The following is a 26,564-nucleotide window of genomic DNA, read 5'->3' on the forward strand; positions in this document are numbered from 1 at the left end:
AAATGACGCAATGCCTTGTGTGATAAGCATTCTCAATACTTTTTTTATTGAAATGTTGGCGATACAGTTTTACAATAGGTATGAGGAATACGTTTTCACGTTTTTTTTGTGAAGACAGCATATTATTGTTATACATTTGGGAGGAATAAGATCATGGCTAAGTACACGATTGTTGACAAAGAAACATGTATTGCATGCGGAGCTTGCGGTGCAGCTGCTCCAGATATTTACGATTACGATGATGAAGGCATTGCATTCGTAACCCTTGACGAAAACGAAGGAATCGTTGAAATTCCAGACGTATTAGTTGATGATATGATGGATGCTTTTGAAGGCTGCCCAACTGATTCAATCAAAGTTGCAGATGAGCCATTCAACGGAGATGCAACTAAGTTCGAATAAATAGTACATAATTCCCGCTTACCAGCGGGAATTTTTTTTATATTTGAAAGGAAAGGAAAAAAGTAACGGTGCAGGCCGTTACTTTTTTTGTATTTTATCTCAATTGAGTTCATTATGCGTTTTTAAAAGATTGCTGCCTTTCAATCCATGTCTTCATTCTTGTGAACATCAGCATGAAAACGATAGACATCAATATACCTTTAACAAAATTGAATGGCAAAATCCCTGCAACAATCATAGCCCGCGCTTCCGGCCCGGACATGGCTGGCATATTCAGAAATACCGTGTAAGCAGGAAGGAATACATAATAGTTTAGGACACTCATCAGGATCGCCATACTGACGGTCCCTGCTACAAGGGCGAATGTCATTCCTTTCCTTGTCTTCAGTCGCTGGTAGATATAGTAAGTTGGCAGAATGAATAGCACTCCTGCGACAAAGTTTGCCGCATGGCCTACAGGCACACCTGTTTCACTGCCAGTCATGAAATAATCGAGAATGTTTTTGATCAATTCTACTAAAACACCTGCTGCCGGCCCAAAAATCAATGCAGCAATCAATGCAGGAATATCGCTGAAATCGACCATCAAGAATTTTGGAAACGGCGGTAGCGGAAAATTCAGCAGCATCAATACGTAAGATATACTGCTCAACATTCCAATTGAAACCATTGCTTTCACACTAAATTTTTTCATTTTCCTCTCTCCTTATAGAGATCCATCTCACATAAAGAAGAAAGATTCAGCATTCACATACCCATAGACAAATAAAATCCCCCAAGTTTTATGCTTGAGGGAGAATTGACTAAGGCATGCTTAATAAACGTTCAAACCTGCATTTTTTGAACGTCTGCAGAACCTCCATCTTCTCCCATCCAGACTATACTGTCGGCTTTGGAATCGCACCAAATCCTGCCCCAAAAGGCTCGCGGGCTTAGAGAAAAACAACTCATTACCGCCGATCGGGAATTTCACCCTGCCCCGAAGATAGACCATATTTAATTTTACAAGTTTATTATACTGAAAAAAAGAATATTTGGGAAGGCGTTTGCTTGTGACGATTTTTTGTCCGTCACCATTCTTATCCTATTCAGACATATATCAGAATAGGATATATATATAATACTCCTTCAAAGAAGCAAAATTCGGAAATTCGCAAATAATCATCCCTGGAATGAGTTTTTTTGTTAGCGTTTTCATATTTTCATTAACATTCTTAGGATTTGACAAAAAAATATTCGTTTTGTAAAATAATCAGAAAATTAATACTTTTATTGTGAGGAGTGAGTAATAGAATGTTTCAGGTCTTAGCAACGGATTCAATCAAGGAAGAAGGCTTGCAGCCTTTATTTGAATCGGAAGATGCACAGGTACATATGGACAGTATAGACTCTGGCAGCATTGATTTAACCAGGATTGATGCATTGCTGGTGAGAAGCGCCACAAAAGTAACAGCGGAGCTGCTAGATAGGATGCCTTCGCTGAAAATCGTCGGCCGTGCCGGTGTAGGTGTTGATAACATCGATATTGCCGAGGCGACTAAAAGAGGGATCGTCGTCGTAAATGCACCTGACGGGAATACGATATCCACTGCTGAGCATACATTCGCAATGATGGCCTCGCTCCTCAGAAATATTCCTCAGGCTCACTCGACTGTAAAAAATGGTGAATGGAAGAGAAATAAATATATCGGAACTGAATTGTACGGAAAAGTATTAGGCATTATCGGCATGGGAAGAATCGGTTCTGAGTTAGCAAAGAGAGCCAGGGTTTTCGGAATGCTTGTGAAAGTATTCGATCCTTTCCTCACTAAGGAACGAGCGGAAGTATTGGGAGTACAGCTGTCTACTTTTGAAGAGGTTTTGAGTGAAGCTGACATCATATCGGTCCACACACCGCTAACGAAAGAAACAAAAGGACTGCTCAATGAAAAAACATTAAGCCAAACGAAACAAGGAGTTTATTTGTTGAATTGCGCGAGAGGCGGAATCATTGACGAAATAGCCCTTGCCCACTTCATAGAAAAAGGACATGTGGCCGGTGCTGCCCTTGATGTTTTTGAGGTTGAACCTCCTGGGGACCATCCTTTGTTAAAGCTTGATTCGGTAATCGTCACTCCCCATCTTGGGGCATCAACGAAAGAAGCACAATTGAATGTAGCAACTCAGGTGGCCAAAGAAATCCGGACATTCCTTGAAAATAAGACTGTGGCGAACTCAATCAACCTGCCGGCAATGTCTAAGGAGATATACGAAAAAATCCAGCCATTCCACCAGCTCGCCAAAGAAATGGGGAAAATTGTTTCCGAATGCCACAATAAAGGAATCAGTGAACTGTCTGTTACCTATTCAGGAACTGCCGCGGAGCTGGAGACCTCTTTTTTGACAAAAGCACTTCTATCAGGCTTTTTCCAAAACCGCATCGATGTGACTGTGAATGAAGTAAATGCGATCCACATTGCTAAGGAACGCGGAATCATGGTTGGCGAAAAAGTCACCGGCAATTCGTTTGGCTACGCCAATACTCTTACTGTAACGGCAAAAGGCGACGAAGAAACTTTTACAGTGAGAGGGACTTATATCGGCCATTATGGACCGAGGATTGTCAATCTCGATGGATTCAATATTGACTTTCACCCATCAGGAAACCTTCTTTATATTCAGCATATGGACCGGCCGGGGGTAATCGGCCATGTAGGAAAGGTTCTTGGCGACCATGGAGTGAATATCGCCACCATGCAGGTAGGAAGAAAAGAAGCAGGCGGCGAAGCGATCATGGTCCTCTCTTTTGATAAACCTCTGGCTGAGGAAATGAAAGAAAAGCTCAAGTCACTGCAAGACATTGTGACGATCAACAGTATTATTCTTTAAACGAAATCAGCAGGCCTCCAAAGCGAGGCCTGTTTTCTTTTAACCTAAAGGATATGCTTTACGTTCCCCTTTAGAAAACGTCATGATTTCTTTATAGCCCACATCTCTTGCAAGCAGCAAAGCCTGGTCGAAATCGGCACCTACATGCTCTGGTACATGGGCGTCTGATGATAAGACAATCGGGATCTTTTTATCATGGCACATCTGGAGAAGTCTTTGGTCAGGATATAAAGTTTGTGTCGGCTTCCTCAAACCCGCAGTACTGATTTCAACACATGTTTTTGATTGTGCAAGCGCCGTTGTCGCCCGGTCATACTGTTCCATCAGAAACGTTTCATCATCAGGAACGTACTTGAAAATCTTAACAAGATCAAGATGACCGATAATATCAAAAAGATTCGATTCGGCGAGGGTAACAACCTGGTCAAAATAACTTTGATAAACCTGAAAAATATCTCTTTTATCCCATTCCTTCCGGTATTCAGCAAGGTCAATCCCGAAGTCGCCTATCCAATGGATTGAACCGATCACATAGTCAAAGTCATAGCTCCTGATAAACCTTTCCATTTCTTTATGCTTGCCAGGTGTGTAATCCATTTCAATCGACATTTTAACATCAATATCATTACTCCAAGCCTCTTTAAAAAGCTGCACATAATCGTCCATATCATAGAACCTGCGTTCATCCACCCAGCTGTTGCGCAGGATGTCTGAAGTCTGGTAAAAATGATATGCATGTTCTGATATCCCAAAATGCTCTATATTCTGTTTTATTGCAGTATCTGTAAACTTTTTCAAATAATCCAGCGTTAACGTTCCTCGCTCCAAATGATTATGGTAATCCGTAAGCATATCCTTTCCATCCCCCTAATGACGTTTTCACTATTATACTGTCAGATAATTTAAGGGACAAGAAATTACTTACCGGGTAATCAGTATTTGCTGCGGCTGGATCACATCAGACGCAAGATGATTTAGAGCTTTTAATTCCTGAACAGGTGTTTTTGTCTTTACAGCAATTGAATGCAATGTATCCCCTGCAGCTACAATATATCTATTTTCTAATGCAGCTTCAATTACAAGAATATCTCCTGCAGCGATATGGTCATTTTTAAGATTATTCATATGCGTTATGGCTTCAATAGAAGTCTTGTATTTGGCTGCTATCGACCATAGTGTCTCCCCGTTTTGGACAGTATGCTTTCTTGATTCATCGTTTGCAGCAGGGACATTTTTAGCTATTTGTGATTTATCCTGTTTTTCAATCTGTTCGTCCTTTTGAGAGTGGGTGTGTTCTCCAATCTCAGCATCATCAGCCATTCTTAGCTTAGCCACTGTTTCCATCGAAACTGGGTCTATTGATTTCGCCAGGGAGATGACTGGCTGGCCCACTGCTGCTTCCCCGAGAGTTGCTACCGGATCCAGGGCGTTCTCTTTTCCATATGTCCACTTTTCCTTATGGACTTCAAAATGGAGATGAACCCCTGAAGAATCTCCAGTATTCCCCATCAAACCGATGATATCCCCCTGTTTGACAACTTGTCCTTCCTTAACATTCCTTTTGTTAAGATGGGCATATACAGTTTCAAGATTATTTTCATGCTTGATGAAAACTACATGGCCATAAGAGCCAGAATAATAAGATTTAGTTACAACGCCTTTATCTACAGTATGTACAGGAGTTTTAAATTCACCCGCAATATCGAGCCCCTTATGATGGCCATGCCTTGTACCATAAAGGTCTGTTATAACCCCTTCTGCAGGCCAGACCCAGTGTGATGTTAAATCAGCTATATCGAGCATTTCTGCCTGAGAGTGCTTTCCGCCGAGAAATAGCAAGCTGATACAGAGTGCCATTAACCCAACAATGAGTAAACGCTTTATGTAATCCTGCATTTTCTTCCTCCTTAACTTTTGTACTCCCTTTCCATCACTATGACAGCATGTACAGAAATAGAACTCTCATAATGGAAAAAGAAATAGCTAAAAAAAGCACATTCGTTATAATTGGTGAGATGCTGCTTTTTTATGCAAAAGAAGGAAAATTTAGTTGGATATTGTTATACCATTATCAGTTTGACAATACTTGTAATTGGCGATTCTACTTTTTATAAATGGCTTGTTTAAATTAGACTGTAGATTCCTTTTCAGGCTCTTCGCTTTTTTTCGGAACGGGGAGGCACCTCAACGCTGTTCGCGCCTATGGGGTATTTTCCGAGAAGTCCCGCGCTTCCGCCTTAATCATTATGGCTTAAGATCAACAGTGACCTTTAAAACAGCCAATAAAAAAAGAAAGACCGAATTGGTCTTTCTTTTTTATTCTATATTTTTCTTGTTTGGCGCGACCGGAACTTGAATTGGCTCGTTCAGATTGAATGGTCCTAGCTTCTCGGTACCGGCATTCTCTATTTTTACGGCATCATATCCAAAATCCTTAGCTGTCAAAAGAATAGCTTCGAGATTTGGGAGAAAATTCTCATTTAATAATCGAATGTTTTTAATGTCGACTATTAATAACTTAGGATTATCCTTTGATTCAACGCCTTCCAATTCTAAATCTTTAGGAATGGAAGCCTTCAATCTGTGAGATTCGATATTGTTCCTCATTTGTGCAAATGCATCGGAAATCGAATTAAACTTCCCTTTCACAGGAACAATGTAACTTTTTCTCTCCCCGGTGGGATTAAATAGGTAATACGCCCGGCTTCCTTTTTGATAAGGAGCTATTTTCAATTGATGAGTTTCACCATAATTACTCAGATCAGCACCAGACTTACTATTTGTATTGAATTTAACCCAGTCCGCACCATATTCTTTATAATTTTCTTCCATCGCTTCAAGTAACAAAACACTAGAATTACCATATCTATAAATATGATCTTCTTCAAGATTCATTAATATTGCCTTGGATTCTTCATCATAAGATATAGTTCCATCTAAAGGATAAAATTCACTTAGGCCCCATTCCTCTTCTTTTAATTGATCCATCGTTTGTGTGTAGCGGTCGAACCAATTTTCATTCTCATTCGCCGACACAGTGACCGTTACAGGAATATTCACCTGCATGTTGTCATCTGGAATGGAATAGGTAAGAGCCTGGATATTATCTCCTGCGATCTCTTCGTTATATAAAGCGGTCAAATCTGAATACTTATTTGTATCATCCAGAGCCCTGAAGTCTTTTGCCTTCTGTTCTTTATCTGTTGCATCCATCATTAAGGTGTTTTCCTGCTCGTCCCCACTCTCTTTGGCAGCATCGTCCCTAGTGGCTGTATCCATTTCCATGGATGACTTAGCATCTGAGGCTGAATTGCTGTCGATGCTCTTGTCTGCAGAATGGTTTACACCCATTAATCCAGGTGAAAGAATGAATGCGAGGAAAAGCACAGCTGCAAGGGCAGCACTTGGAATAACCCAAGCAGGCATCCTTCTTTTTTCAACACGATGGGCAATATTTTGATAAATGTCACGAGGGTCGCGATGATCTTTTATCTTAGGCATCCGGCCGAGGATTTCTTCTAGCTGCTTATCGCTTAACTGTGACTTTTTCACTAGTCATCCCTTCCTTTTCGATCATTTCTTCCATCAGCTTTTTCAACGTCTTTAAAGCACGGTGCTGTGTCGTCTTAACCTTGCTTTCCGTCCAGGATAAAGCTTCAGCGGTTTCCGTGATCGTTAATTCATGAATATAGCGCATAATGATGACCATTCGCTGGTCAACCGTGCATTGATCAAGGCACCTGTACATCATTTGGATTTCTTCACTTTGCAGAGCCAAATCTTCTGGCAAGGGCTGGTCATCCCTTACCTCACGCGCGGACATATCGAAGGATTCCAGCAGGCGTTGCTTCCAGCCCTTCTGCTTGCGGAAATGGTCGATCGCTACGTTCTTGGCGATTGAAAAAAGCCAGGTCTTTTCACTGCTCTTGCCCTCGAACCGATCGTATGCCTTCAAGACGCGAATGTACACTTCCTGTACCAGGTCTTCTGCCATTTCCCTGTTTTTTACCATATAGAATAAGAATTGAAAAACGTCATGATGATATTTATCATATAATTCATCAAAAACGGAGTTCATAGGTCTTTTCGCCTCCGTATTCATAAGATTAGTCGTTATGTAGACAATAAAAGTTTCATATTAACTATATTATTTTTAGATTGGAAATGAAAGGATTTTTCGTGGACAAAATAATCACGCTCTTCATATGTTCTGACGTAATTAACAGACAAACATAAAAAAATAGGTCAAAAAAACATATAAAAGGGGCACTGCAAAGCATTTCGGCTATTTGTTCAGGAAAGGTCGTCAAAGGGGAACAAAAAGCGCAAGCGCCTCGTTCAGCCATGACAAGCGCTGGAGGGCCGACCGATGAAGTCGTTCTTTGACTCCACCCGAGCGGACCGAAATCGAAAAGTATAGGCGACTGTTCAACTCCGACAAGCGCTGGAGGGCCTGACAGTGAAGTCGTTCTTTGACTTCATTGGCAGGACCGAAATCGAAATGTATAGCCGACTGTCCAGAAACGCAGAAACTGGAGACTCCACCAAAGAAGCGCTTTTTGCTTCTGCCGGGGGAGGTGAAGTTTCGGAGTTCTAGGAGTCGACACTAGACAAGCGGCTCGAGGAGTTAGGAGCCGGAGATAGACAAGCGACTCGAGGGGCTAGGCGCTGGAGCTGGATTAAGAAAACTACTTCTAGTTATCCACAACTAAATAATTTTATAATTTCATAAAGAAAACAAAAAAAGCCCATCCCAATATGGGATGGACCTCGGCAAGTTATGCTAAATGTTCCTTGTGAATCAAGAATAGTCGGCAAGTAATCCTAATTTACTCAATATTTCGAGGAATAAAAAAGGAAAATGTCGTTCCTTGTCCAAGTTTGCTTTTTACTGCAATATTTCCGCGGTGGGCATCAATGATATTCTTTGCAATCGCAAGCCCAAGTCCTGTACCGGAAACACCACGAGTTCGCGATTTATCCGCTTTATAAAATCTCTCGAACAAGAATGGCAAATCTTCCTCAGGAATCCCAGGGCCCTGATCGCTGACCTCGAAATATAAACCACGCTCATCAGTTCTTCCGCTAATGACAACGGAAGCAGAATCAGGCACGTGTCTAATCGCATTATCGATCAGATTGGTCAGAACCTGTTCAATCCGATCAGGATCAAACCTGAAGAATTGCTCCTCGGCGTCCAACTTGAGTGATAATTCAATGCCTTTTTCCTTCGCTAAACCATGGAATTTGTGGATAATCCGATTTAAGTAAGGCTCGATCTCGATTGACTCCAAGTTCAGAAGAATATGGCCCGCTTCCATTCGCGCCAGGTCGAGCAGCTCATTTACTAGTCTACCCATACGAAGCGATTCATCATAGATGATTTTAGCCATTTCCTTTTTCTCTTCATCAGTTTGAGCGATATCATCGACAATCGCTTCACTGTAACCCTGCATCATTGATATTGGGGTCCTTAGTTCGTGTGAAACATTGGCAATGAAATCTTCCCGAAGTTTGTCAAGTTTACGTTCCTCGGTCATATCCCTGACAACGGCCACCGCGCCGCGGATAAACCGTTTATTATAGAGCGGGCTGACGATGATAACCCAAGTTCTTCCCTGGGCTGTTACCTCACCGGTTTGCTCTTTTTCAGTATTCACGGCGAGCTGAAACAGTTCCATGACCTCAGAAGGTACAGCATCTGTATTTTCTGAAGCAAGACCTTGCTCATAATACCAGTATCTCAAAAACAATTCAGCGGGCGGATTGGTGATCAAGATGGTCCCATCTCGATTAAACGTGATCACACCATCCGCCATGCTGCTTAATATGCTTGTCAGCTGCTCCTTTTCCTGGCTCAGGGCATTCATGTTGAACTTTAGCTGTCTGCCCATCTGGTTGAAGGCGGTCGCAAGTTCACCGATTTCATCGTGGGTAAGAATCGGTACTTTCGTATCAAATTTACCTCTCGCTACCTCAAAAGCTGCTTCCCGCATTTTTCGGAGCGGAGACGTGATCCTGGTCGATAGGAAAAATGCAAATATTGTGGTCAGGACAATCGCTACTCCCGCAGCTAGCAATATGAATTTTGTGGTCAGCCTAGTCGTTTCTTCCATAACCTCGAGGGACTGGTAAATGAAAACGGCGCCATTTTCTTTCTCATATTGGTTCAGCGGTACACCGATCATCAAATATTGCGTATCATCGACCTGGCTTGATACTTCAGGCAATGAAGTAATAATATCCACTTTTTCATCTTCATTAAAAACATGTGCCAAAGTTTTTTCTGACTTAAAGAAAGAAATGGGAACATGGACAGCGTTCTCCCCGCCTGGCGAATAAAAATAGTTATTTTCATCCCTGATCACGGTCACCCTGGAATCGTCATCAATCATTTCCCATGCTATTTCAAGTCCTAATTCTTCCTCCTGGCCAGGATGGTCCTCAAGAACTTTAGCAATTTTTTCAGCAGTATTGGTGAGTCCTTTACGTGTTTCATTAATATGATAGTTTTCAAAAAACTCCAGCAGCATAACTGTCAGGATAAAAAGTACAAATGAAACAAGCAGAAGGATGGTAACCCAAAGTTTACCTACTACACTCCGCCAGAACATCATTCATTGACTACCTCAAACTTGTAGCCAACCCCCCAGACAGTTACGATCATTTTCGCGGCCTGTTCAGAAACTTTGTTCAGCTTCTCGCGGAGTCTCTTAACATGTGTATCTACTGTTCGCAGGTCACCGAAAAATTCATAGTGCCAAACTTCCTTTAATAATTGCTCACGATCGAAAACTTTATCCGGAGATTTTGCAAGGAAATATAGAAGCTCGTATTCTTTAGGAGTCAAGCTTACTTCTTTGCCGTCAGCCGAAACCCTATGGGCATCGTTGTCAATGGTTAAATGAGGGAAAACAATCACATCTTTAGCAGTCGTTTCTGTCTGAAGATAACTTGTGCTTGAAGAACGTCGCAGCATTGCCTTTACGCGCAGCACTACCTCCCGTGGGCTGAATGGCTTAACGATATAATCATCTGTACCAACCTCGAAACCCTGTACCCTGTTCACTTCTTCACCTTTCGCTGTCAGCATGATCACAGGAGTTGATTTCTTCTCCCGCAAGTCACGGCAAACCTCGATGCCATCTTTCCCGGGCATCATTAAATCAAGAAGGATAACGTCGTAATCGTTGGCAAGCGACTTCGCCAGCGCTTCATTTCCGTCTTCAGCTTCATCAATAATATAGTTCTCTCTTTCAAGATACATCTTTAATAAACGTCTGATTCTTTCTTCATCATCCACTACTAAAATCTTTACGTCTTTTTCCATAAGGTATATCCCTCCCTGCGAATATTTTACATAAACATGGGCGTTCTTGCCACGCTTTTTTGAAAAAGGCCTTCACTAATACAGTGAAGGCTTAAAAATTTCGACACATTTACGAACCTGCATAAGAATGCAAGCCAGCAATGACTAGGTTTACAGCTACAAGATTAAACATGATGATGATAAATCCGATTACGGCAAGCCATGCGGATTTTTCCCCGTGCCAGCCTTTTGAAAGGCGCAAGTGGAGGAATGCTGCATAAAACAGCCAAGTAATCAATGCCCATACTTCTTTCGGATCCCATCCCCAGAATCGTGTCCAGGCGATTTGCGCCCATATCATCGCAAAAATGAGTCCTCCAAGTGTAAATACAGGAAAACCGATTAGTACAGATCGATAGCCGATCTCATCGACGAGGTCAAGATTGATATTTTTCGTCCAAGGCTTTAGTGCTGCTGCAATACGCTTACGCAGTATAGCTCTTAATAAAACATATAATACTATACCCGAAGCTAGGGACCAAATAACAGTATTCAGTTTTTTCGCGCTGATAATTGCAGGTGTTTCAATCAACGGTTCAAAGCGGTCCTTGTCTGTCAGCTCAAACTGGTGTGGGCCGACAACGGCAGGTATCGTGTATTTCTCTGTTGCTGGCTGACCCTCTTTGTTAACATAGTTAAAGTTTGCCTGATAATCCGTTGCTGCAAAGAAGCTGGAAACAAACACGAAACCAAGCGTGCTGATCAAACCAAACAAGACTACTTCAAGCCACAAAGTGCTTTTGCTTTTCTTCGTCTGGTCAACACTTTTAACAAGATAGATCAAGCCAGCTGCAAAACTTACAGCTAAAATTGCTTGGCCAATAGCCGTTGTCGTCACATGGATGTGCAGCCAATAGCTCTGAAGCGCAGGAATCAATGGAGTCACGTCTCTTGGGAACATGCTTCCATAAGCAATGATCAATGCAGCTACAGGCAACGTGAACAGACCTAACAGCGGCGTCTTATACATAAAATATAGAGCGATAAATGCACCTACCAACGCCATTCCAAAAAACGTCGTGAATTCAAACAGGTTGCTTACCGGTGCATGGCCGGATGCAATCCATCTTAATACAAAAAATGTAAGCTGGGACAGGAAGCCAGCTATTGTAACAACAATACCTATTTTCGCCCATTTATTAGGGGAATCCTTCTTGTCCGCATGCCTTTTATCCTTAATTGCTCCCCCGAAAAACAAAATGCCGACTAAATATAGGATAAACGCCGTAAACAGGAAGTTTGAACTTAATTCAACCATGATTTTCCCTCCTTATTCCTTCTTGTCGTCTGACAGCTGGTCTTCTGGAGCCTTAATGCCTGAATCAGCAAAAATTGTATCAAGCTCTCTTTTCAAACCATGCCAGTTCTTGTTTGTGTGTGCCGCTGTCCAAATTTGGCTGTCTACTCTTCTGATCCATAGACGGCGGTGGTTCCAATAGGCTCCCTGGACAACACCGATCATGAAGATCAAGCCGCCAAGGCCAATGAGCCAGAGTGTAAGATCTTTTCTGACTGTAAGGGCAGTCACATTCTTAGTCTCGACACCGTTGAATATCATCTTATAATCATTGTCACCCATCGGCTCGATTGTCTGTCTGATCGCGACGAAACTAATTTCCCCTTCTGGCTTATCCGGAGTGAACATCTTAAAGATGAATGCCGGATTATTAGGAATTCTCGACTTAGTGGCAGGTTCACCATCCTCATTGAATTCAAAGTCAGGGAAGTAGCTCATGACTTCGACTTTATAGCCATTGCCAAGATCGTAATTCATTTCTGGATCATATAAATCGACTGCTACATCACCAAATTGATCCCCAGTTTTTTTGTTTTCGAGTTTAAAAGCCATCTTGTTCATTTCATCAAGCTTATAATCTACCTGGTACAATGCAAATCCATCAATTTTCAGCGGCTTGTTTACCTGGATAGACTGGTCACGGACTTTTTCAAGTTCTGGCTTTTCGCCTGGGACCGTGTCACCCTGTTTTTTGTATAATGTCGCGTCTGTTTGATAATTTTTTACAACCGTTCCTACTTTATCGATCGCATTCTGAAAAACTTCATCATCTTTTTCTTTATCATAGACTTCAAAGATAAATGCATTGTTTTTCAGATAATATTGTCCTTCAGTGCCGGGGATGGCTTTCGTTTCTCCTTCCCTCAGCCAAAGAATTTCATCCACATACATTCCCGGGACGAAACGCAGCATGCCGCCGAGCAAAAAGATCACAAGACCTAAATGATTGACATATGGGCCCCATCTTGAGAATCGGTTTTTTTCAGCGAGTATGTTCCCATTTTCCTCACGGATTTTGTATCGCTTTTGAGTTAATAGATTCTTGATTTTGTCGACAGTTTCCCCTGACAAGTCAGCATTAGATACACTGAACATTCTTTGGCGCTTCAAAAAGCTTTCATGCCTTGAAACCCTCTGATTTGTAAGTGACCTATATAAAGGCACCACCCTGTCAAGGCTGGCAATAATTAGCGAAATACCCAGCGCTGCAATCAGAAGTAAGTACCACCACGAACTGTAAAGATTATGAAAACCTAAATCATAATAAAGCTTTCCCAGCCATCCGTATTGTTCTTGATAATATTCCCCTGCAGGCATTAACGGCGGGATATACATTTCCTGCGGGAAAATCGTTCCAAGCGAAGATGCAACCAACAGAATGATAATCAACCATACTCCAACTTTTACCGAGGAGAAAAAATTCCATATTTTATCGATGATCGTCTTATTGTAGGTTTGTGAGCGTCGCGCGCTTCCCTCATACCGCATATCTACAAGCTGCTTTTCTTTTTCCTTTTCCTCCAGCACTCTCCCGCATGATTCACAAAGAATGGTTCCATGCGGATTAACATGGCCGCATTCACATTTTATTTCATTCATTGTAAAAACTCCCTGTTACCCTTACTGTTAAGGTTTAATCTGTTCCATGAATTCACGGACTGTTTCTTCTGTCAGTTCACCAGTATGACTTTTTACGACATTTCCTTCTTTATCAATTAAAAATGTGATTGGCAGCGGATTGATTCCGTAAGCTGCCTGGACTTGTCCGTCCTTATCGATCAGCACTGGAAAATTAAGCCCTTTACGTTCAACGAATTTATTTACCACCAATTCTGATTCACTTGAATCAATTGCCAGAACCTGTACGCCCTGGTCTTTAAATTGCTGGTACTGGTTTTCAATATAAGGCATTTCCCTTTCACACGGTTTGCACCATGTAGCCCAAAAGTTCACGAAAACCCCCTGGCCCTTATATTCAGAAAGCCTGTGCTTATTGCCTTCCATGTCAACAAGGACAAAATCAGGCGCGGGTTTGCCAACTTCAATCTTCTGATTTTTATCTTTATTCATGTTGGCATACAACGTATAACCGACCGCTAAGGCCAAAACCGCAAGAATTATAGTCCTGGTGACAAGACGTTTCTTTTTCATTTTAAACCTCCTACCGTATTTCTCCCTAATTATATCATTACAACTAAATCTATGTTGAAAAGTCTAAGATTTTTTCATTGCCAGGACACGGAGCTGCTTCACCTCATGATGAGTAAGCTCTCTAATTTCTCCTGTCCTCAAGCCATTGAGGGTAAGGAATCCATATCTTTCTCTTTTAAGCTTTAACACTGGATGGCCTATCGCCTCGAACATCCTTCTGACTTGTCTGTTGCGTCCCTCATGAATCGTTATTTCTACGATTGCACTATCTTTCTTTTTATCAACACTCAATAACTTCGTCTTTGCAGGCGCTGTCTTGCCATCCTCAAGTACAATACCTCTTGAAAGACTTGTCAGCTTTTCTCTTGTGGGAATGCCTTTGGTTTTCGCGACATAAACCTTGTCAATTTCATTGCTTGGGTGCATCAGCAAATTGGCGAATTCACCATCGTTTGTCAGCAGCAGCAATCCTGACGTATCGTAATCAAGTCTGCCTACCGGGTAAATTCGTTCTTTGATTGTTTCAAAAAAGTCCGTGACGACTTTCCGTCCTTTATCATCCTGCACGCTTGAAATGACTCCGCGCGGCTTATAGAATAAGAAATAAACTGGTTCTTCTCCCTCGATTTGGACTCCATCAACTTCAATCCTGTCAGATGAGGTCACCTTTCGGCCAAGTTCTTTGACAACACTGCCATTAACCTTGACCCTTCCTTCGAGGATCAATTCCTCAGCCTTTCTTCTTGATGCAATGCCAGCGTGGGCAATAACTTTTTGCAGTCTTTCCATGAAGGTCCACTCCTAATAATATCAATTAACTATGGTTAATAGTAAAATCTAATCCATCCTTATGAATTATGACATAACTCGCGTTGTTTTCAAAGTCAGCAATTCTTAAAAAAGAGAAATTAAAAGCGGATTTCTTCAGATACTTCCAAGAAGCTGAAAACAAAAAAGATACCTATTTAAAGGTATCCTCCTGTGTTATCCAAACATTAATGTCACCACTATAATGGCCGTGGCGATCGCAACTGCATCCGCGAGCAACCCGACTTTGACCGCATCGCCCATTTTCTTGATACCGACAGCGCCAAAATAAACGGTTAGCACGTAAAAGGTGGTGTCAGTACTTCCTTGAAGCGTGGCGGCGAGTGTGCCGATAAATGAATCAGGACCATATACACCAATAAGGTCACTCGTTATCCCAAGTGCAGCTGTACCTGAAATTGGCCTGATGAGTGCAAGCGGAACGATTTCAGCCGGTATCCCCACCTTATTCAGCCCTGGCCTGAGCCAATCTACCATAAGGTCAAGTGCGCCTGATGCTCTGAAAACAGCAATGGCTACCATCATGCCTACCAAGAACGGGATGATAGATACAGCCATTTTGATTCCTTCTTTTCCGCCTTCTACAAAACTTTCATACGTGGGAACTTTTTTATAGGTCCCATAAATCAATATGAAGCCGATTAAAACAGGGATGAACCAGAGCGATATAGCTGAAACGATTTCCATATCCATTTACCCCTTTTTGCTTCTTCTATAGTAAAAATAACGGTCTATAAAAATCGCAGCTACCGCTGATACCGCCGTTGCCACAAGAGTCGGGCCAACTATGTCAGTAGGATTGGCAGAATTATAGTTCATCCTGATTGCGATGACAGTCGTCGGGATTAGCGTAATACTTGCAGTATTGATTGCGAGGAACGTAATCATCGAACGGCTTGTCTCTTTTTTTCCGCCATTAAGCTCCTTCAGCTCTTCCATCGCTTTGATACCTAGCGGTGTGGCCGCATTTCCCAGCCCAAACATATTGGCGATCATATTGGACAGGATGTAACCCATCGCAGGATGGTTTGAAGGAACTTCCGGGAATAGCTTTGAAACCAATGGCCTGAAAAGTCTGGAGAGTTTTGAAAGCAAACCGGAATCTTCAGCGATCCTCATCATGCCAAGCCAAAACACAAGGATGCTGACCAATCCGATACAAAGAGCCACTGCATCCTTAGCACCAGTGAAAATGGCTTCGTTTACCTCGGCCATGGTTCCATTCACCACGGCAAAACCGAGTCCAATCAGTGTCATGACTACCCAAATATAGTTAACCATGATACTCGACCCGTGTTATCGAGGTGAAAATACTTTTAAAGTAATCGAAAAAGGATTTTTCATCTTTTTCTTCCATTTTATAGAAGATGGGTAAACTGGCAATCCTTTTATCATCTAAGTACACATTGGCCCTGCCGGCGATATCCTCATTGCGGACTTCCGCTCCGTCCTTCGGCGCCTTCTTTAGCTTGTATTCAACCCTTACCAGTTCTTCCTCTTCGGAAGTAAGCGGGTATTCAAAAGAGTGATCGAGATAGAGCTTATTCTTATAGTAAGATTTTTTAATCCCTTTGATTTTCCCTTTAGAAAGTATTTCAGCAATATCATAAGTGGCGAACGCCGTTTCAAACATTTGAATATGGTCGTTCCAGTCATCTGGTGCGTTGAGTGTTACTGCGATTAATTCAAAGTCATCCTTCCCGGCTGTAGATACCAATGTCCTTTTGGCTCTTTTTGTATAGCCGGTCTTCCCTCCGGTACTGTGGTCGTAAAGCTCAGTCAGAAGCCTGTTTTTATTCTTCCATACCCTGTCCCAGGATTCTGTCGGATTAGGCGCTCTGTGAACTTTTGTACCTGAAATCTTCTTATAGACATCATTCTCCATTGCATACCGAGTCAGCAGAGCCATGTCATATGCAGTAGATACATGATTTTCATGGTCGTCAAGCCCATGCGGGTTTGCAAAATGGGTATTTTCCATCCCGATTTCCCGGGCTTTTTCATTCATCAGGAATACAAACCCTTCCATGCTGCCGCCAACATATTCAGCGATAGCAACTGCTGCATCGTTACCAGATCTCAGCATTAAGCCATAAACCAAATCCTCAAGCTTAATTTTTTCGCCTGGTTTTAAATAGATGGAAGAACCTTCAGCACGGACAGCCTTGTCGCTCACCTTGACCATTCCATCCAGTTTACCTGATTCAATTGCTAGAATTGCCGTCATGATTTTGGTAATGCTGGCAATCCTGCTGACTTTATGCGCATCTTTTTCAAATAACACCCTGCCTGATCCCTGTTCTATCAAAATAGCACTCCGAGCACTGACCGAAACAGAAGCCTGGGCAGTACCTGGTATGCTGTATATCAACAGGAAAGTGATTAATGATAATTTTATCCAAATCCTTTTCATCGATAAACCCTCGTCTCCTTTGGCAGTTTGTACAAGTTTATGCGAAACAAGGAGGGTTATGACTTAAAAAAGATGACGATATAGCTTTGGAGACAAATGTAAATGTTTAGAAATCTCCTCGAAAAGATCTAAAGTTAAGCGGAACGGAGAATGTAAACTTAGTTCAAAAATCAACAATCTATGCTCACGCAGCTTCCTTAATGAACGATCAAAATCCTCATATAAAAAAGGAACAGCATCAATAGCTGTTCCTCACATGCTTTATTTCGACTGGAGCATTTTCGTGCGGTAATCTGTTTCGTAATACTCAAGCTCTTCCCTGATTCTTTGAAAGCTGCTTTCAAGGCTTAGCAGCAGCTCACTAAGTTCTGTTGAAACAGGCTGCCTGAATTTGATTGCGTTCTTTCCTGTATAAGCAGAACGGCTGTCTTCGTACCACGCATCACTTTTTGGAGAGAAAAATTCCTCAATACATTGGTAATAAATCCTGTACAATGTCTTTTCCGCTGCCGGCTTCGAAAAGACATCGGCTTTAAGAATAACCTTACAGGCATCGAGCCCTTCTTCACAATATACGGTCAATTTGCGCAGGCTTGAGAGAATTGATTTATAATACTCTGCGTCAGCTTGCTGCTCCTGCCCAAGCTTGGAAAGGGTTGTTTCATTAAGGAAGTTCTCCAGCTTCACTACGGTTTCCGCCAGGAATTCCCGGACTTCTTCAATTTGTGTTTTGACAATTGTATTTCCCAAAATTACACCCCCAAAGGAATTTCAATCAATTATACTGGCTGTACAATATAATCTAACGGAGATCGCACTTCAAAAGCTCCTCTTTGCTCGATGCCTTCGAAAATTTCATGAAACTTGTTAAACTCCAGCCCCTTGAAAATATCTGCGAATTCGCTTTGTACATTAATATATACCCTCTTACGATGGCGATATCCGGGATTTTTCAATAAAGCAGCAACGGCGACAAGATCTCTTAGACAGATATCCCTTGACTCGGCTTTAAATACTGGATCTGCTGCAAATGGGGTGATGCTGCCAATCAACTCGTCAAAATACCTGACATATAAAACGTGCAGCGTCTTTTCTTTGCCGTCTTCCACAAAAGTTACTTCACTGCGGTTGAAAAAATCTTCCGATGTATTCGACTTTTCTTTTTCAAGTTCATAACCAACACATTGCTTAATAAGCATGTTATTCCTCCTGTTGGACATTCATTCTTATATTATGTATAACGATTGCTTTTGGAAAAAAGCGCTGCAGCTTAAAAATCCAAAAGCTAATTATATAATTAGTTTGATTTTATCATAATTTTCAAACTTTGTGCACAAAAGCTATTGATCCATGTCCAGCGTTTCCTGGAATTTCTCGAAGAATAGGTCGGCATCGTCCTGCGTTTCGTCCTCATCGATTTTTTCAGGAAGCGGAGGAAGTTCCTTGATATTTTTCAAACCAAAATAATCGAGGAATTCTTTTGTTGTACCATATAATATTGCCCTGCCTGTTCCTTCTGCTCTGCCAACTTCTTTTATCAAAGCCCTGGAAGATAGAGTGTGCAGCGGCCTTTCTGTTTTCACACCGCGTATCTCCTCAATTTCCACCCTGGTAATTGGCTGTTTATACGCTATGATTGCCAGAGTTTCAAGTGCTGCTTGGGACAGGTGGCCCGAACTAGGCGATTCGACGAGTTTTTTTAGATAAACAGCATGTTCTTTTTTCGTAGCCAGCTGGAATACACCTGCCAGCTGAACGATGGTGATCCCGCGATTGTCATCCTTTTCATATTCCTGCTGCAGCTCTGTGACAATTTCACTCGCCTTTATTTCTTCTACTTCTAGCACAGACGAAATCTGCTTTAAACTCAGACCTTCATCGCCCGCAGCAAAAAGCAGACTTTCCAAAATTCCTTTCCATTTAACTATTTCCACGATTGCCTACTCCTTTCTTGCCGTCATATATATTTCTGCAAAGTTTCTTTCCTGTTCTATGTCAATTTCTTGCCTTTTAATCAACTCAAGTATCGCAAGGAAAGTAACAACGATATGCTCTCGGTCAGAGTCTGGAAACAAGTCATTGAAGCTCTTCCTTGTACCGCTTTTTTTCAAGAAGCTTACGATCTCGTCCATTCTTTTTTCAATCGATATTTCCTGGCGGGCGATTTTCGTCGACATCGGCCGCTGTAATTTTTTTCTTCTTAAAAGCTTTTGGAAGGCGCCCAGCATATCGTATAAAGAAATATCCAGGTCGGTATTTTCGTTTTTAATTTCCCTGGCATATTCGGTTAAATCGCTTGGAGGCTTTGTATACATCAGCCCGCGTTCCTCTTCAAGCAATTTCAGGTCGCTTGCCGCCTCTTTGAATTTTTTATATTCAATCAATCTCTCCACTAGTTCATTTCGCGGATCATCTTCTTCTAGCTCAAAGTCATCATCCAGCTCCTCCTCATGTTTTGGAAGGAGCATTTTGCTTTTGATCGCTAACAGAGTCGCCGCCATCACCAGATATTCACTCGCCACATCAAGCTGCAATTCTTTCATTGCATGGATATACATAAGATATTGTTCTGTAATTTTCGCTACTGGTATATCGTAAATGTCAATCTCCAATCGATTGATCAAGTGAAGAAGTAAATCCAAAGGGCCTTCGAAGGCCTCGATTTTCACATTATATTGCATCATTTCCCACCAAAATTCCTATTTTGAACTGCATCATTATATAAGTATAGTTGATTAACTTCGTGTTATCCATTACAAATTTACTCAGATAATCCAGAAAATCCTGATGAATACAGGCATTCGCCCAAACCAATATCCCTTTTCTGTCATATGCTGAAATTGTAGATTAGGCTATTTTACTATCAGGAGGTTATGTACATGTCAGATAAAAAAGGCCACGGCCACGGTCATGGAGCAGGATTTGCTCTGATTGTTGTGCTATTCATTTTGCTCATCATTGTTGGTGCAGCCTGGTTATAAGAATAAAAACCAACAACTATAAAAAATTCTACTTGGCCCGGCTTCTGCCGGGCGTTTCTCTTTTTGTAAGCTTGCAAATTAAAACCAGCTTCTAATTTTATGAAGACTTAAAATGTGCTAAGCTAGTGTTACTCGATTGGGGGTTTTTTCATGACTAAATATCCAAAATCCTATATACAATATCTCACCCATTTCCATGGAGACAGAGATTATTTTGAGTGCCATGAAATTCTGGAAGAATATTGGAAAGCAACAGATACTGGAAATAAGAAATCAATCTGGGTAGCTTTCATCTTGCTTGCCGTTTCCAATTACCATTACCGCCGCAGCAACTTTGCGGGAGCAATAAGGACATTAACCAAAGCAGAAGATATTTTTTCCCATGACCAGCCAGGCTTGATTCGATTAGGCATCACCCCAGACGCTCTGGCCGACTTATTAAAAAAACGCCAAAAAAACCTCCTCAACTCGGTTGCTTACACAAGCTTTAACCTGCCCATTTCAGACCCGGAACTTCTGAAGCTTTGCCAGAAGGAATGCAAAGAAAACGGATTTAAGTGGGGAGCAAAAAGCGACCTGTGTGATTTTGACTTAATCAACAGACATTCTTCCAGAGACCGGAGCGATGTCATTTCAGACCGCCATTTGGCACTTGAAGATAGAAAAAAAGAAAAAAGGCAGTGAGATTTAACATCCACTGCCTTCTGCTGTATTCCCTTCGTTACACTTTTCAAAAAAAGCAGCAGTTTCTTCATTTGCTGCTGGCGTCCAGTCAGGAAACATCTCCTGCAGGGCATTGACCATACGTTTGCCGATCCCCTGGTGCCGATGTGAAGGATTCACTGATATATGCTGAAGCTGCATCACTTTTTGTTCAGAGAAGTTAACACCCAATAGTCCGATGATATCTTCTCCTTCCTTCCATAAAAACAGCTGCCACGATTCATCAGTTTCATAATTCCTCATCGTTTGCTGAAGTTTTTTTAAATCTTTCTCATTCGGCATGAAAGATAATAATCCCATTGCGATTTTTTCAAATGCCTTTTTATATCGAATTAACATAGATATCCCTCATTAGTGGTTTGACGGTATTAATGGAATGATTAACAAAACCATTTTTTCCATAATTCTTTAAAATTAAACCTTCATGCTCCATTCCACAGAAGATCTTGAAAACTAAAGGAAAAACAGCCTTTTAATATAATATGTTTTTAAACTATACAGGTTCATAGGAAGTTGAATCGATAATATCATACATAAATCGCATCAATTCTTCAAATAATTTCTTAGTTTCTATTGGCCAGGGACAATGAAAAACCAGTAGTAAGCACCCCAGGCGACAGACATCAATAATAATAACACAAATAATAGCCAATTGTTCTTTTTCATATCGGAATCCCTCCCAATCTGTAATTCTACAATAAGACCCGGCTTTTAGCCAACTTAACATTGTGTTACTGACGGGAAAGGATAAAAAAAAGCTGCAGCAGTGCAGCTTAATTTTTTATTTTTTCTTTAAAGGGCAGGTCCAATTTTACCATATCTTCAAAAGTTTCCCGGCGGACGACTAACGTATCCTTCGCATCCTCGATAAAAACAACTGCAGGCCTCGGCAGACGATTATAATTATTCGCCATTGAATACCCGTAGGCACCTGTACAAAAAACAGCGAGGATATCCTGGTCCCCTGCCTTAGGAAGAGGCAAGTCCCAAATTAACATATCCCCAGATTCACAGCATTTGCCGGCAATCGATACCGTTTCTTCAGGCTGTTCCATCACTCTGTTTGCAAGGACCGCTTCATATTTAGCCTGATATAATGCCGGACGGATATTATCGCTCATTCCACCATCAACGGCAACATACTGGCGGACATTAGGTACATCCTTCCTTGAGCCGATGCTATACAGCGTTGTGCCTGCATCTCCGACAAGTGAACGACCCGGCTCAATCCAAATTTCAGGAGTTTCCATCGAATATTGTAAAGCTTGTTTTTTCACTTCCGCGATAATTTCCTCAACGTACTGAGCTGCAGGGATCGGATCATCTTCATTTGTATAGCGGATGCCAAAACCGCCTCCAAGATTTAAGACCTTTGATTCAAACGCCAGGCTTGTTTTCCATTCGTTCAATTTCTCGAAGATCTTCTGTGCAGCAAGGATGAAACCAGTAGTTTCAAAAATTTGCGAACCGATGTGGCAGTGAAGTCCCAATACATCAATGTTTTTTCCTTCAAGGGCTATCTCCATTGCCTTGTCAGCCTGTCCGTTCTGTAAATCAAATCCGAACTTTGAATCTTCCTGTCCGGTTAAAATATAATCATGAGTATGCGCTTCGATTCCAGGTGTTACTCGGAGCAATACCTTGATGTTAGTGTTTTTTTTCTTGCAAATGTCCATGAGCATCTGCAATTCGTAAAAATTATCAACGACGATACAGCCGATATTGTGTTCGATGGCCATTCTCAGCTCATCTTGGCTTTTATTATTTCCGTGAAAATGAATTTTTTCTGTAGGGAATCCTGCCGCAAGAGCCGTATACAACTCCCCGCCAGAAACGACATCCAATGACAGATTTTCTTCCTCCGCCAATTGGACCATGGCGACTGTAGAAAAAGCCTTGCTCGCATATGCGACCTGAGCTGTGATACCAGCCTTGTCAAATGTTTTTTTAAATGCCCTCGCCCGTTCCCTTATTAAGGCTACATCATATACATACAGCGGGGTTCCATATTTTTCAGCCAATTGGACTGTATCGACACCGCCAATTTCCAAATGTCCTAGACGATTTACCTTTGCAGTACCTTGAAATTCCATGCTGTCCCCTCATTTCTTGCCAATATATAAGGCCAGTCCGTTAAAATTGCTGCTGGATTTCATGAGCTGAAATTCGGTAAATTCCAATCTCATTCTCCTGTTTTTTCAGCCGGCATATATCGCCACAATATTTTGAAAAAGCCTAATAAATAAATAGACAGTTCCTTTGGCGGACTGTCTATTTATTTTTGTTTCACTTTAAGTCTTTAGTAAATTAAAAACACTTTACCATAATCTGAGGGAACGCGCAATTGTAACTTGGTCAAGAATTTGAAGGCTGCTTTTGACGGTTTCTGGCATGGACGATGCTCGGCCGTATTTTAGAACCCGGCACTGCTCTCCTAATCACAATTTGCATGAATGCTATAGGGTGAAAAGGAATAAAAGGCCACAGATACGGTGTATTCAACGATTTAATATTTGCTAGCAGCAGGAGCCATATTGTCGTTCCTGCAACAAAGCCCGGTACATGGAAAATGGCGGTCGCGATCAAGAGGAATACCCTTCCCATCTTATTTGCGATACTAAGCTCATAACTTGGAGTCGCATACGTCCCAATCGCCGCCACTGCCACATAAAGAATGACTTCTGGAACGAACATTCCAACGTCGATCGCAATCTGGCCAATCAGGACTGCAGCAATCAAACCCATCGCTGTCGAAAGTGGGGTAGGAGTATGGATTGCAGCCATCCTCAGGAATTCAATCCCTCCATCCGCCAGCATGATTTGCAGGAATATCGGGATATTTGAATCTTCATTAGGCCCGATAAAAGCTATTTTATCCGGCAGAAGATCCGGATTCTGGACAAATAAATACCATAATGGCAATAAAAGCAATGATGCCAGAACACCCAGGAACCGGATCCATCTGACCATTGTTCCTACGCCGGGCGACTGCCTGTACTCCTCAGCATGCTGGAGATGATGGAAATAAGTTGTTGGCGTAATGATTACACTTGGTGATGTATCGACATAAATCAGGACGTGTCCTTCAAGCAAATGAGTTGCGGCAACATCGGCGCGCTCTGTGTATCTTACGAGCGGGTAAGGATTGTAGCCTTGTTTGACGAGGAATTCTTCAATCGTCTTGTCCGCCATTGTAATTCCATCGATTTTAATTGTGTTAAGTTCTTTCTTTATTACCTCGATCATATCAGGATTTGCTATATCTTTAATGTATGCGATAGCTACATCAGATTTAGAACGTTCCCCTACCTTCATCATTTCAAAACGAAGGTTCTCGTCCCTGATCCTTCTTCTCGTAAGAGCGGTATTGACGATGATGTTTTCGACAAAGCCATCCCGCGAACCGCGTACGACCTTTTCGGTATCTGGCTCTTGCGGCTGCCTTCCAGGATAGCTCCGGACATCTACGACAAAACCAGTAGTTTCACCCTCTACTAAGATGACTATTAAACCTGAGAGTACCTGGTCCACCAATTCATCCATCGTTTTAATCGTTTCGACTGATTGGTGGGTGATCCTGTTCTCCACAATCATCTGCAGGTGAGTGGACAACTTCTCATGATCATTAATCCGTACCAGTTCCTTGACTATATGGATAATGAAGGAGGTATCACACAAACCATTGACATAATAAAAATGGACTTCCTTTTTCAGTACCTTAAGCTTTCTGACACCTAAGTCAAAACTCGCTTCAAGCCCAACGCGTTCCTTCATATATTTTTCTGCTTCACGCAAAGATTCTGGTATTGGCAGCATGTTATTTTTCTTTGGCATAGAACCCGCTCCTTTCAAGGATGATTTCCACTGCTTTTTTCGTGATCGGTGCCCCGCGTTCATAATGGTCACGGCGGGCCATTTTGCCAATATCGCCTATCCCAATGACCAATGGAATATCAAGTGTGTCTAAACAATAAACCGTATCTCCATTTATCCTCCCCATTTCCAGCTCGGGCAGGCCATGCTTGTCCACGCCGTACGGGGTTAGCTCACCATCTCTGTCGATGCAAAAATCCACTCGGCTCCATTCCGCCATATGGGTTTTCGATGCGACGGCAATCACACCAAGAACCGTGATATCTTCATGCTCCGCCACATATTTCAACGCCTTCTCACCGGCTCCCTCACCAAGGAAGCCGCTGTCATCAAACATTACCAGTACAGGATCATTGGCTGCTTTCTTGATCAGCTTGACAAGGTTTGGCCCTGAAAGGACGGAAGGATTGCCGTGGGAAAGAGAAATGCACCGCCCGCCAACGTCTGCAGCTACACGTTCTACTGCACGCCGGGCGTAATCATCGCCATCTGTAATTAAGATTACATTCCTTTTCTCGGCCATTCGGTGCCGTCCTTTCTGCTTCTTCATTTTTTATCGTCCAACAAAGTAAATCCAATGAAACAAAGAACCAAATACTTTGCCTAGAACGATTGCCATCAGTAATGTCTCAAGCTTGTCATCCACCCGGATTCTTTTTGCCAGGATAGGGAGAACGTTCAGTACTTCCGTTAACGCAGCGGCCAGCATGCCAACAAAAACACCTCCTGCCAGTCCCAGCGGAATGGTAACGTACGGGGAGAAGTTCAGGATCGGGTCCCTTAAGCTTCCGGCTGTACCCAATAATGCGCCTAAAACCACTGCCCATTCATACCAGGAAATCATTTTCATCGTCTTAGTGAGTTGGGTAAGTCTCGGTATCACTCCAAGCACGGTCAAAAACGCCACAAATCCCGAGCCCACCGCCAGCCCGCTTGCAAATCCTACTAACAAGATGAATAGGACACTAATGGTCATCGATGTGTTTCACACTTTCTTTGTTTTCATGCAGGATCACATATTGATCAAGTGATTGCTGATAATTGAACATTTCAACTTCGAGCGGGCTAGGCTCTTCATTAATCCTCTTCTTGAATACATGATTAAAAAATAAAATCATTCCAAGACCAATTCCGATTGAGTAAGGAATCTGAAATAACAACGGTTTTTCTTCTTCTTTTCCAGTCAACATTGTATAAAGCCTTTCCTGGACACTCTGCATGCTGACATCCTCATGGAAATTCATGATGGTCAGGGCTGCACCGAAAAACAATAAAAACCAGACGAGGAAAAAGTAAGGGATTGACATTCCTTTTTTCCTATAGATCACTTCAATAATTGTCTGTGGCGGTCCGAGAGCCTGAACTTCATACTCAGGAAATATCCCTGTGATAAACTTGATGACCTTCATGACGTCAATAATGTGGATATGGTCCTTGGGTGTAATTTTCATGACCTGCAGCGTTGCCAGCTTGTCATATATTTCTTCGCCAGCGATGATCTGCGCAATATCCTTCAACAAAAGTGATTCCTCTGGCTTGACCTGGACTCGATTACGCATGCGGATATAAATCGTTTTTTCCATCAGATTCACTTCCAACACATTGTTTTCCTTGTATATTTAGTATGTATAGCTGCAGTTTTTTCATGAAGTCCAATAA

Annotated in this window: 29 protein-coding genes and 1 riboswitch; of the genes, 5 read left to right on the plus strand and 24 right to left on the minus strand. The window is 42.0% G+C overall.

Annotated elements, in window-relative coordinates; genetic code table 11:
* The first annotated feature begins 153 nt into the window (after positions 1 to 153).
* A complete protein-coding gene (locus M3204_RS12860) occupies positions 154 to 402 on the plus strand; it encodes a ferredoxin (protein WP_041965701.1) in 249 nt (82 codons plus the stop codon).
* A 112-nt stretch (positions 403 to 514) separates the two neighbouring features.
* Here M3204_RS12860 and M3204_RS12865 read toward each other — a convergent pair whose 3' ends face one another.
* Positions 515 to 1,096, minus strand: a complete 582-nt coding sequence (locus M3204_RS12865; RefSeq protein ID WP_251482426.1) for an ECF transporter S component — start codon at positions 1,094 to 1,096, stop codon at positions 515 to 517.
* Between the two features lie 163 nt (positions 1,097 to 1,259).
* A riboswitch (FMN riboswitch) is annotated at positions 1,260 to 1,393 on the minus strand.
* A gap of 302 nt (positions 1,394 to 1,695) precedes the next feature.
* Here M3204_RS12865 and serA point away from each other — a divergent pair.
* Complete coding sequence (serA, locus tag M3204_RS12870; RefSeq protein ID WP_251482428.1) at positions 1,696 to 3,270, plus strand: phosphoglycerate dehydrogenase; 1,575 nt, start codon at positions 1,696 to 1,698, stop codon at positions 3,268 to 3,270.
* 39 nt (positions 3,271 to 3,309) lie between these two features.
* Here serA and M3204_RS12875 read toward each other — a convergent pair whose 3' ends face one another.
* The 4 genes from M3204_RS12875 to sigX form a co-directional block, all read right to left on the minus strand.
* Positions 3,310 to 4,122 (minus strand): histidinol-phosphatase, encoded by an 813-nt coding sequence (locus tag M3204_RS12875; protein ID WP_251482431.1) that lies wholly within the window; start codon positions 4,120 to 4,122, stop codon positions 3,310 to 3,312.
* A gap of 69 nt (positions 4,123 to 4,191) precedes the next feature.
* Complete coding sequence (locus M3204_RS12880; protein WP_251482434.1) at positions 4,192 to 5,166, minus strand: peptidoglycan DD-metalloendopeptidase family protein; 975 nt, start codon at positions 5,164 to 5,166, stop codon at positions 4,192 to 4,194.
* 420 nt (positions 5,167 to 5,586) lie between these two features.
* A complete protein-coding gene (locus M3204_RS12885) occupies positions 5,587 to 6,822 on the minus strand; it encodes a hypothetical protein (protein WP_251482437.1) in 1,236 nt (411 codons plus the stop codon).
* Positions 6,797 to 7,348 carry an RNA polymerase sigma factor SigX gene (sigX, locus tag M3204_RS12890; RefSeq protein ID WP_251482440.1) on the minus strand — a complete coding sequence of 184 codons (552 nt, stop codon included), beginning with the start codon at positions 7,346 to 7,348 and terminating at the stop codon, positions 6,797 to 6,799. The genes M3204_RS12885 and sigX overlap by 26 nt, the downstream gene beginning before the upstream one ends.
* Before the next feature lie 381 nt (positions 7,349 to 7,729).
* On the opposite strand from sigX, the gene M3204_RS12895 reads away from it, so the two are divergent.
* Positions 7,730 to 7,867 (plus strand): hypothetical protein, encoded by a 138-nt coding sequence (locus tag M3204_RS12895; protein WP_251482442.1) that lies wholly within the window; start codon positions 7,730 to 7,732, stop codon positions 7,865 to 7,867.
* Positions 7,868 to 8,099: 232 nt separating this feature from the next.
* Here M3204_RS12895 and M3204_RS12900 read toward each other — a convergent pair whose 3' ends face one another.
* From M3204_RS12900 to M3204_RS12960, 13 genes are all read right to left on the minus strand, one after another.
* Positions 8,100 to 9,887: an ATP-binding protein gene (locus M3204_RS12900; protein WP_251482445.1), complete on the minus strand. Its 1,788-nt coding sequence runs from the start codon at positions 9,885 to 9,887 to the stop codon at positions 8,100 to 8,102.
* On the minus strand, positions 9,884 to 10,600 hold the full coding sequence (locus M3204_RS12905; RefSeq protein WP_251482448.1) for a response regulator transcription factor: 717 nt from the start codon (positions 10,598 to 10,600) through the stop codon (positions 9,884 to 9,886). Before M3204_RS12905 ends, M3204_RS12900 begins: the two co-directional genes overlap by 4 nt.
* Positions 10,601 to 10,709: 109 nt before the next feature.
* Positions 10,710 to 11,897 (minus strand): c-type cytochrome biogenesis protein CcsB, encoded by a 1,188-nt coding sequence (ccsB, locus tag M3204_RS12910; RefSeq protein ID WP_251482451.1) that lies wholly within the window; start codon positions 11,895 to 11,897, stop codon positions 10,710 to 10,712.
* Positions 11,898 to 11,909: 12 nt separating this feature from the next.
* On the minus strand, positions 11,910 to 13,535 hold the full coding sequence (gene resB, locus M3204_RS12915; RefSeq protein ID WP_251482454.1) for a cytochrome c biogenesis protein ResB: 1,626 nt from the start codon (positions 13,533 to 13,535) through the stop codon (positions 11,910 to 11,912).
* 27 nt (positions 13,536 to 13,562) lie between these two features.
* The gene (gene resA, locus M3204_RS12920) at positions 13,563 to 14,087 is read right to left on the minus strand and encodes a thiol-disulfide oxidoreductase ResA (protein WP_251482457.1); all 525 of its coding nucleotides are present in this window, start codon (positions 14,085 to 14,087) and stop codon (positions 13,563 to 13,565) included.
* A 63-nt stretch (positions 14,088 to 14,150) separates the two neighbouring features.
* The gene (rluB, locus tag M3204_RS12925) at positions 14,151 to 14,876 is read right to left on the minus strand and encodes a 23S rRNA pseudouridine(2605) synthase RluB (protein ID WP_251482460.1); all 726 of its coding nucleotides are present in this window, start codon (positions 14,874 to 14,876) and stop codon (positions 14,151 to 14,153) included.
* Between the two features lie 195 nt (positions 14,877 to 15,071).
* Positions 15,072 to 15,602 carry a spore maturation protein gene (locus tag M3204_RS12930; protein ID WP_251482463.1) on the minus strand — a complete coding sequence of 177 codons (531 nt, stop codon included), beginning with the start codon at positions 15,600 to 15,602 and terminating at the stop codon, positions 15,072 to 15,074.
* Positions 15,603 to 15,608: 6 nt separating this feature from the next.
* Entirely contained in the window at positions 15,609 to 16,196 is a 588-nt protein-coding gene (locus tag M3204_RS12935; protein ID WP_251482465.1) for a nucleoside recognition domain-containing protein, read from the minus strand.
* Positions 16,189 to 17,328, minus strand: coding sequence for a D-alanyl-D-alanine carboxypeptidase family protein (locus M3204_RS12940; protein WP_251482468.1), 1,140 nt, complete (start codon positions 17,326 to 17,328; stop codon positions 16,189 to 16,191). Before M3204_RS12940 ends, M3204_RS12935 begins: the two co-directional genes overlap by 8 nt.
* A 261-nt stretch (positions 17,329 to 17,589) precedes the next feature.
* Positions 17,590 to 18,078, minus strand: a complete 489-nt coding sequence (locus M3204_RS12945; RefSeq protein ID WP_251482471.1) for a DUF3907 family protein — start codon at positions 18,076 to 18,078, stop codon at positions 17,590 to 17,592.
* 29 nt (positions 18,079 to 18,107) lie between these two features.
* Positions 18,108 to 18,527 carry a hypothetical protein gene (locus tag M3204_RS12950; RefSeq protein ID WP_251482474.1) on the minus strand — a complete coding sequence of 140 codons (420 nt, stop codon included), beginning with the start codon at positions 18,525 to 18,527 and terminating at the stop codon, positions 18,108 to 18,110.
* A gap of 141 nt (positions 18,528 to 18,668) precedes the next feature.
* The gene (scpB, locus tag M3204_RS12955; RefSeq protein WP_251482476.1) at positions 18,669 to 19,262 is read right to left on the minus strand and encodes an SMC-Scp complex subunit ScpB; all 594 of its coding nucleotides are present in this window, start codon (positions 19,260 to 19,262) and stop codon (positions 18,669 to 18,671) included.
* 6 nt (positions 19,263 to 19,268) lie between these two features.
* A complete protein-coding gene (locus M3204_RS12960) occupies positions 19,269 to 20,009 on the minus strand; it encodes a segregation/condensation protein A (protein WP_285856984.1) in 741 nt (246 codons plus the stop codon).
* 198 nt (positions 20,010 to 20,207) lie between these two features.
* Here M3204_RS12960 and M3204_RS12965 point away from each other — a divergent pair, with 198 nt between their 5' ends.
* On the plus strand, positions 20,208 to 20,309 hold the full coding sequence (locus tag M3204_RS12965; RefSeq protein ID WP_251482482.1) for a YjcZ family sporulation protein: 102 nt from the start codon (positions 20,208 to 20,210) through the stop codon (positions 20,307 to 20,309).
* A gap of 150 nt (positions 20,310 to 20,459) precedes the next feature.
* A complete protein-coding gene (locus M3204_RS12970; RefSeq protein ID WP_251482485.1) occupies positions 20,460 to 20,993 on the plus strand; it encodes a DUF309 domain-containing protein in 534 nt (177 codons plus the stop codon).
* 3 nt (positions 20,994 to 20,996) lie between these two features.
* Here the strand turns inward: M3204_RS12970 and M3204_RS12975 are convergent, their stop codons facing one another.
* From M3204_RS12975 to M3204_RS13000, 6 genes are all read right to left on the minus strand, one after another.
* Positions 20,997 to 21,371 (minus strand): GNAT family N-acetyltransferase, encoded by a 375-nt coding sequence (locus M3204_RS12975; RefSeq protein WP_251482487.1) that lies wholly within the window; start codon positions 21,369 to 21,371, stop codon positions 20,997 to 20,999.
* A 434-nt stretch (positions 21,372 to 21,805) separates the two neighbouring features.
* Entirely contained in the window at positions 21,806 to 23,125 is a 1,320-nt protein-coding gene (lysA, locus tag M3204_RS12980) for a diaminopimelate decarboxylase (RefSeq protein ID WP_251482490.1), read from the minus strand.
* 262 nt (positions 23,126 to 23,387) lie between these two features.
* Complete coding sequence (locus M3204_RS12985) at positions 23,388 to 24,866, minus strand: spore germination protein (RefSeq protein ID WP_251482493.1); 1,479 nt, start codon at positions 24,864 to 24,866, stop codon at positions 23,388 to 23,390.
* Entirely contained in the window at positions 24,850 to 25,428 is a 579-nt protein-coding gene (locus M3204_RS12990) for a stage V sporulation protein AE (RefSeq protein ID WP_251482877.1), read from the minus strand. Before M3204_RS12990 ends, M3204_RS12985 begins: the two co-directional genes overlap by 17 nt.
* A 30-nt stretch (positions 25,429 to 25,458) precedes the next feature.
* A complete protein-coding gene (locus M3204_RS12995; RefSeq protein WP_251482495.1) occupies positions 25,459 to 25,881 on the minus strand; it encodes a stage V sporulation protein AB in 423 nt (140 codons plus the stop codon).
* On the minus strand, positions 25,871 to 26,488 hold the full coding sequence (locus tag M3204_RS13000; RefSeq protein WP_251482498.1) for a stage V sporulation protein AA: 618 nt from the start codon (positions 26,486 to 26,488) through the stop codon (positions 25,871 to 25,873). Before M3204_RS13000 ends, M3204_RS12995 begins: the two co-directional genes overlap by 11 nt.
* Positions 26,489 to 26,564 lie beyond the last annotated feature (76 nt).

The sequence above is a fragment of the Mesobacillus subterraneus genome (assembly GCF_023715485.1).
Taxonomy (GTDB): domain Bacteria; phylum Bacillota; class Bacilli; order Bacillales; family Cytobacillaceae; genus Mesobacillus; species Mesobacillus subterraneus_B.

Coding starts and splice junctions, on each gene's coding strand:
- M3204_RS12995 (WP_251482495.1), bottom strand. CDS start 25,881: ATGACCATTAGTGTCCTATTCATCTTGTTAGTAGGATTTGCAAGCGGG.
- lysA (WP_251482490.1), bottom strand. CDS start 23,125: ATGGAATTTCAAGGTACTGCAAAGGTAAATCGTCTAGGACATTTGGAA.
- rluB (WP_251482460.1), bottom strand. CDS start 14,876: ATGGAAAGACTGCAAAAAGTTATTGCCCACGCTGGCATTGCATCAAGA.
- resB (WP_251482454.1), bottom strand. CDS start 13,535: ATGAATGAAATAAAATGTGAATGCGGCCATGTTAATCCGCATGGAACC.
- M3204_RS12960 (WP_285856984.1), bottom strand. CDS start 20,009: ATGCAATATAATGTGAAAATCGAGGCCTTCGAAGGCCCTTTGGATTTA.
- M3204_RS12900 (WP_251482445.1), bottom strand. CDS start 9,887: ATGATGTTCTGGCGGAGTGTAGTAGGTAAACTTTGGGTTACCATCCTT.
- M3204_RS12865 (WP_251482426.1), bottom strand. CDS start 1,096: ATGAAAAAATTTAGTGTGAAAGCAATGGTTTCAATTGGAATGTTGAGC.
- M3204_RS12965 (WP_251482482.1), top strand. CDS start 20,208: ATGTCAGATAAAAAAGGCCACGGCCACGGTCATGGAGCAGGATTTGCT.
- M3204_RS12940 (WP_251482468.1), bottom strand. CDS start 17,328: ATGAAAAGGATTTGGATAAAATTATCATTAATCACTTTCCTGTTGATA.
- M3204_RS12880 (WP_251482434.1), bottom strand. CDS start 5,166: ATGCAGGATTACATAAAGCGTTTACTCATTGTTGGGTTAATGGCACTC.
- M3204_RS12860 (WP_041965701.1), top strand. CDS start 154: ATGGCTAAGTACACGATTGTTGACAAAGAAACATGTATTGCATGCGGA.
- M3204_RS12930 (WP_251482463.1), bottom strand. CDS start 15,602: ATGGAAATCGTTTCAGCTATATCGCTCTGGTTCATCCCTGTTTTAATC.
- M3204_RS12975 (WP_251482487.1), bottom strand. CDS start 21,371: ATGTTAATTCGATATAAAAAGGCATTTGAAAAAATCGCAATGGGATTA.
- sigX (WP_251482440.1), bottom strand. CDS start 7,348: ATGAACTCCGTTTTTGATGAATTATATGATAAATATCATCATGACGTT.
- M3204_RS12875 (WP_251482431.1), bottom strand. CDS start 4,122: ATGCTTACGGATTACCATAATCATTTGGAGCGAGGAACGTTAACGCTG.
- M3204_RS12985 (WP_251482493.1), bottom strand. CDS start 24,866: ATGCCAAAGAAAAATAACATGCTGCCAATACCAGAATCTTTGCGTGAA.
- M3204_RS12950 (WP_251482474.1), bottom strand. CDS start 18,527: ATGCTTATTAAGCAATGTGTTGGTTATGAACTTGAAAAAGAAAAGTCG.
- M3204_RS13000 (WP_251482498.1), bottom strand. CDS start 26,488: ATGGAAAAAACGATTTATATCCGCATGCGTAATCGAGTCCAGGTCAAG.
- M3204_RS12970 (WP_251482485.1), top strand. CDS start 20,460: ATGACTAAATATCCAAAATCCTATATACAATATCTCACCCATTTCCAT.
- M3204_RS12990 (WP_251482877.1), bottom strand. CDS start 25,428: ATGGCCGAGAAAAGGAATGTAATCTTAATTACAGATGGCGATGATTAC.
- serA (WP_251482428.1), top strand. CDS start 1,696: ATGTTTCAGGTCTTAGCAACGGATTCAATCAAGGAAGAAGGCTTGCAG.
- M3204_RS12905 (WP_251482448.1), bottom strand. CDS start 10,600: ATGGAAAAAGACGTAAAGATTTTAGTAGTGGATGATGAAGAAAGAATC.
- ccsB (WP_251482451.1), bottom strand. CDS start 11,897: ATGGTTGAATTAAGTTCAAACTTCCTGTTTACGGCGTTTATCCTATAT.
- resA (WP_251482457.1), bottom strand. CDS start 14,087: ATGAAAAAGAAACGTCTTGTCACCAGGACTATAATTCTTGCGGTTTTG.
- M3204_RS12935 (WP_251482465.1), bottom strand. CDS start 16,196: ATGGTTAACTATATTTGGGTAGTCATGACACTGATTGGACTCGGTTTT.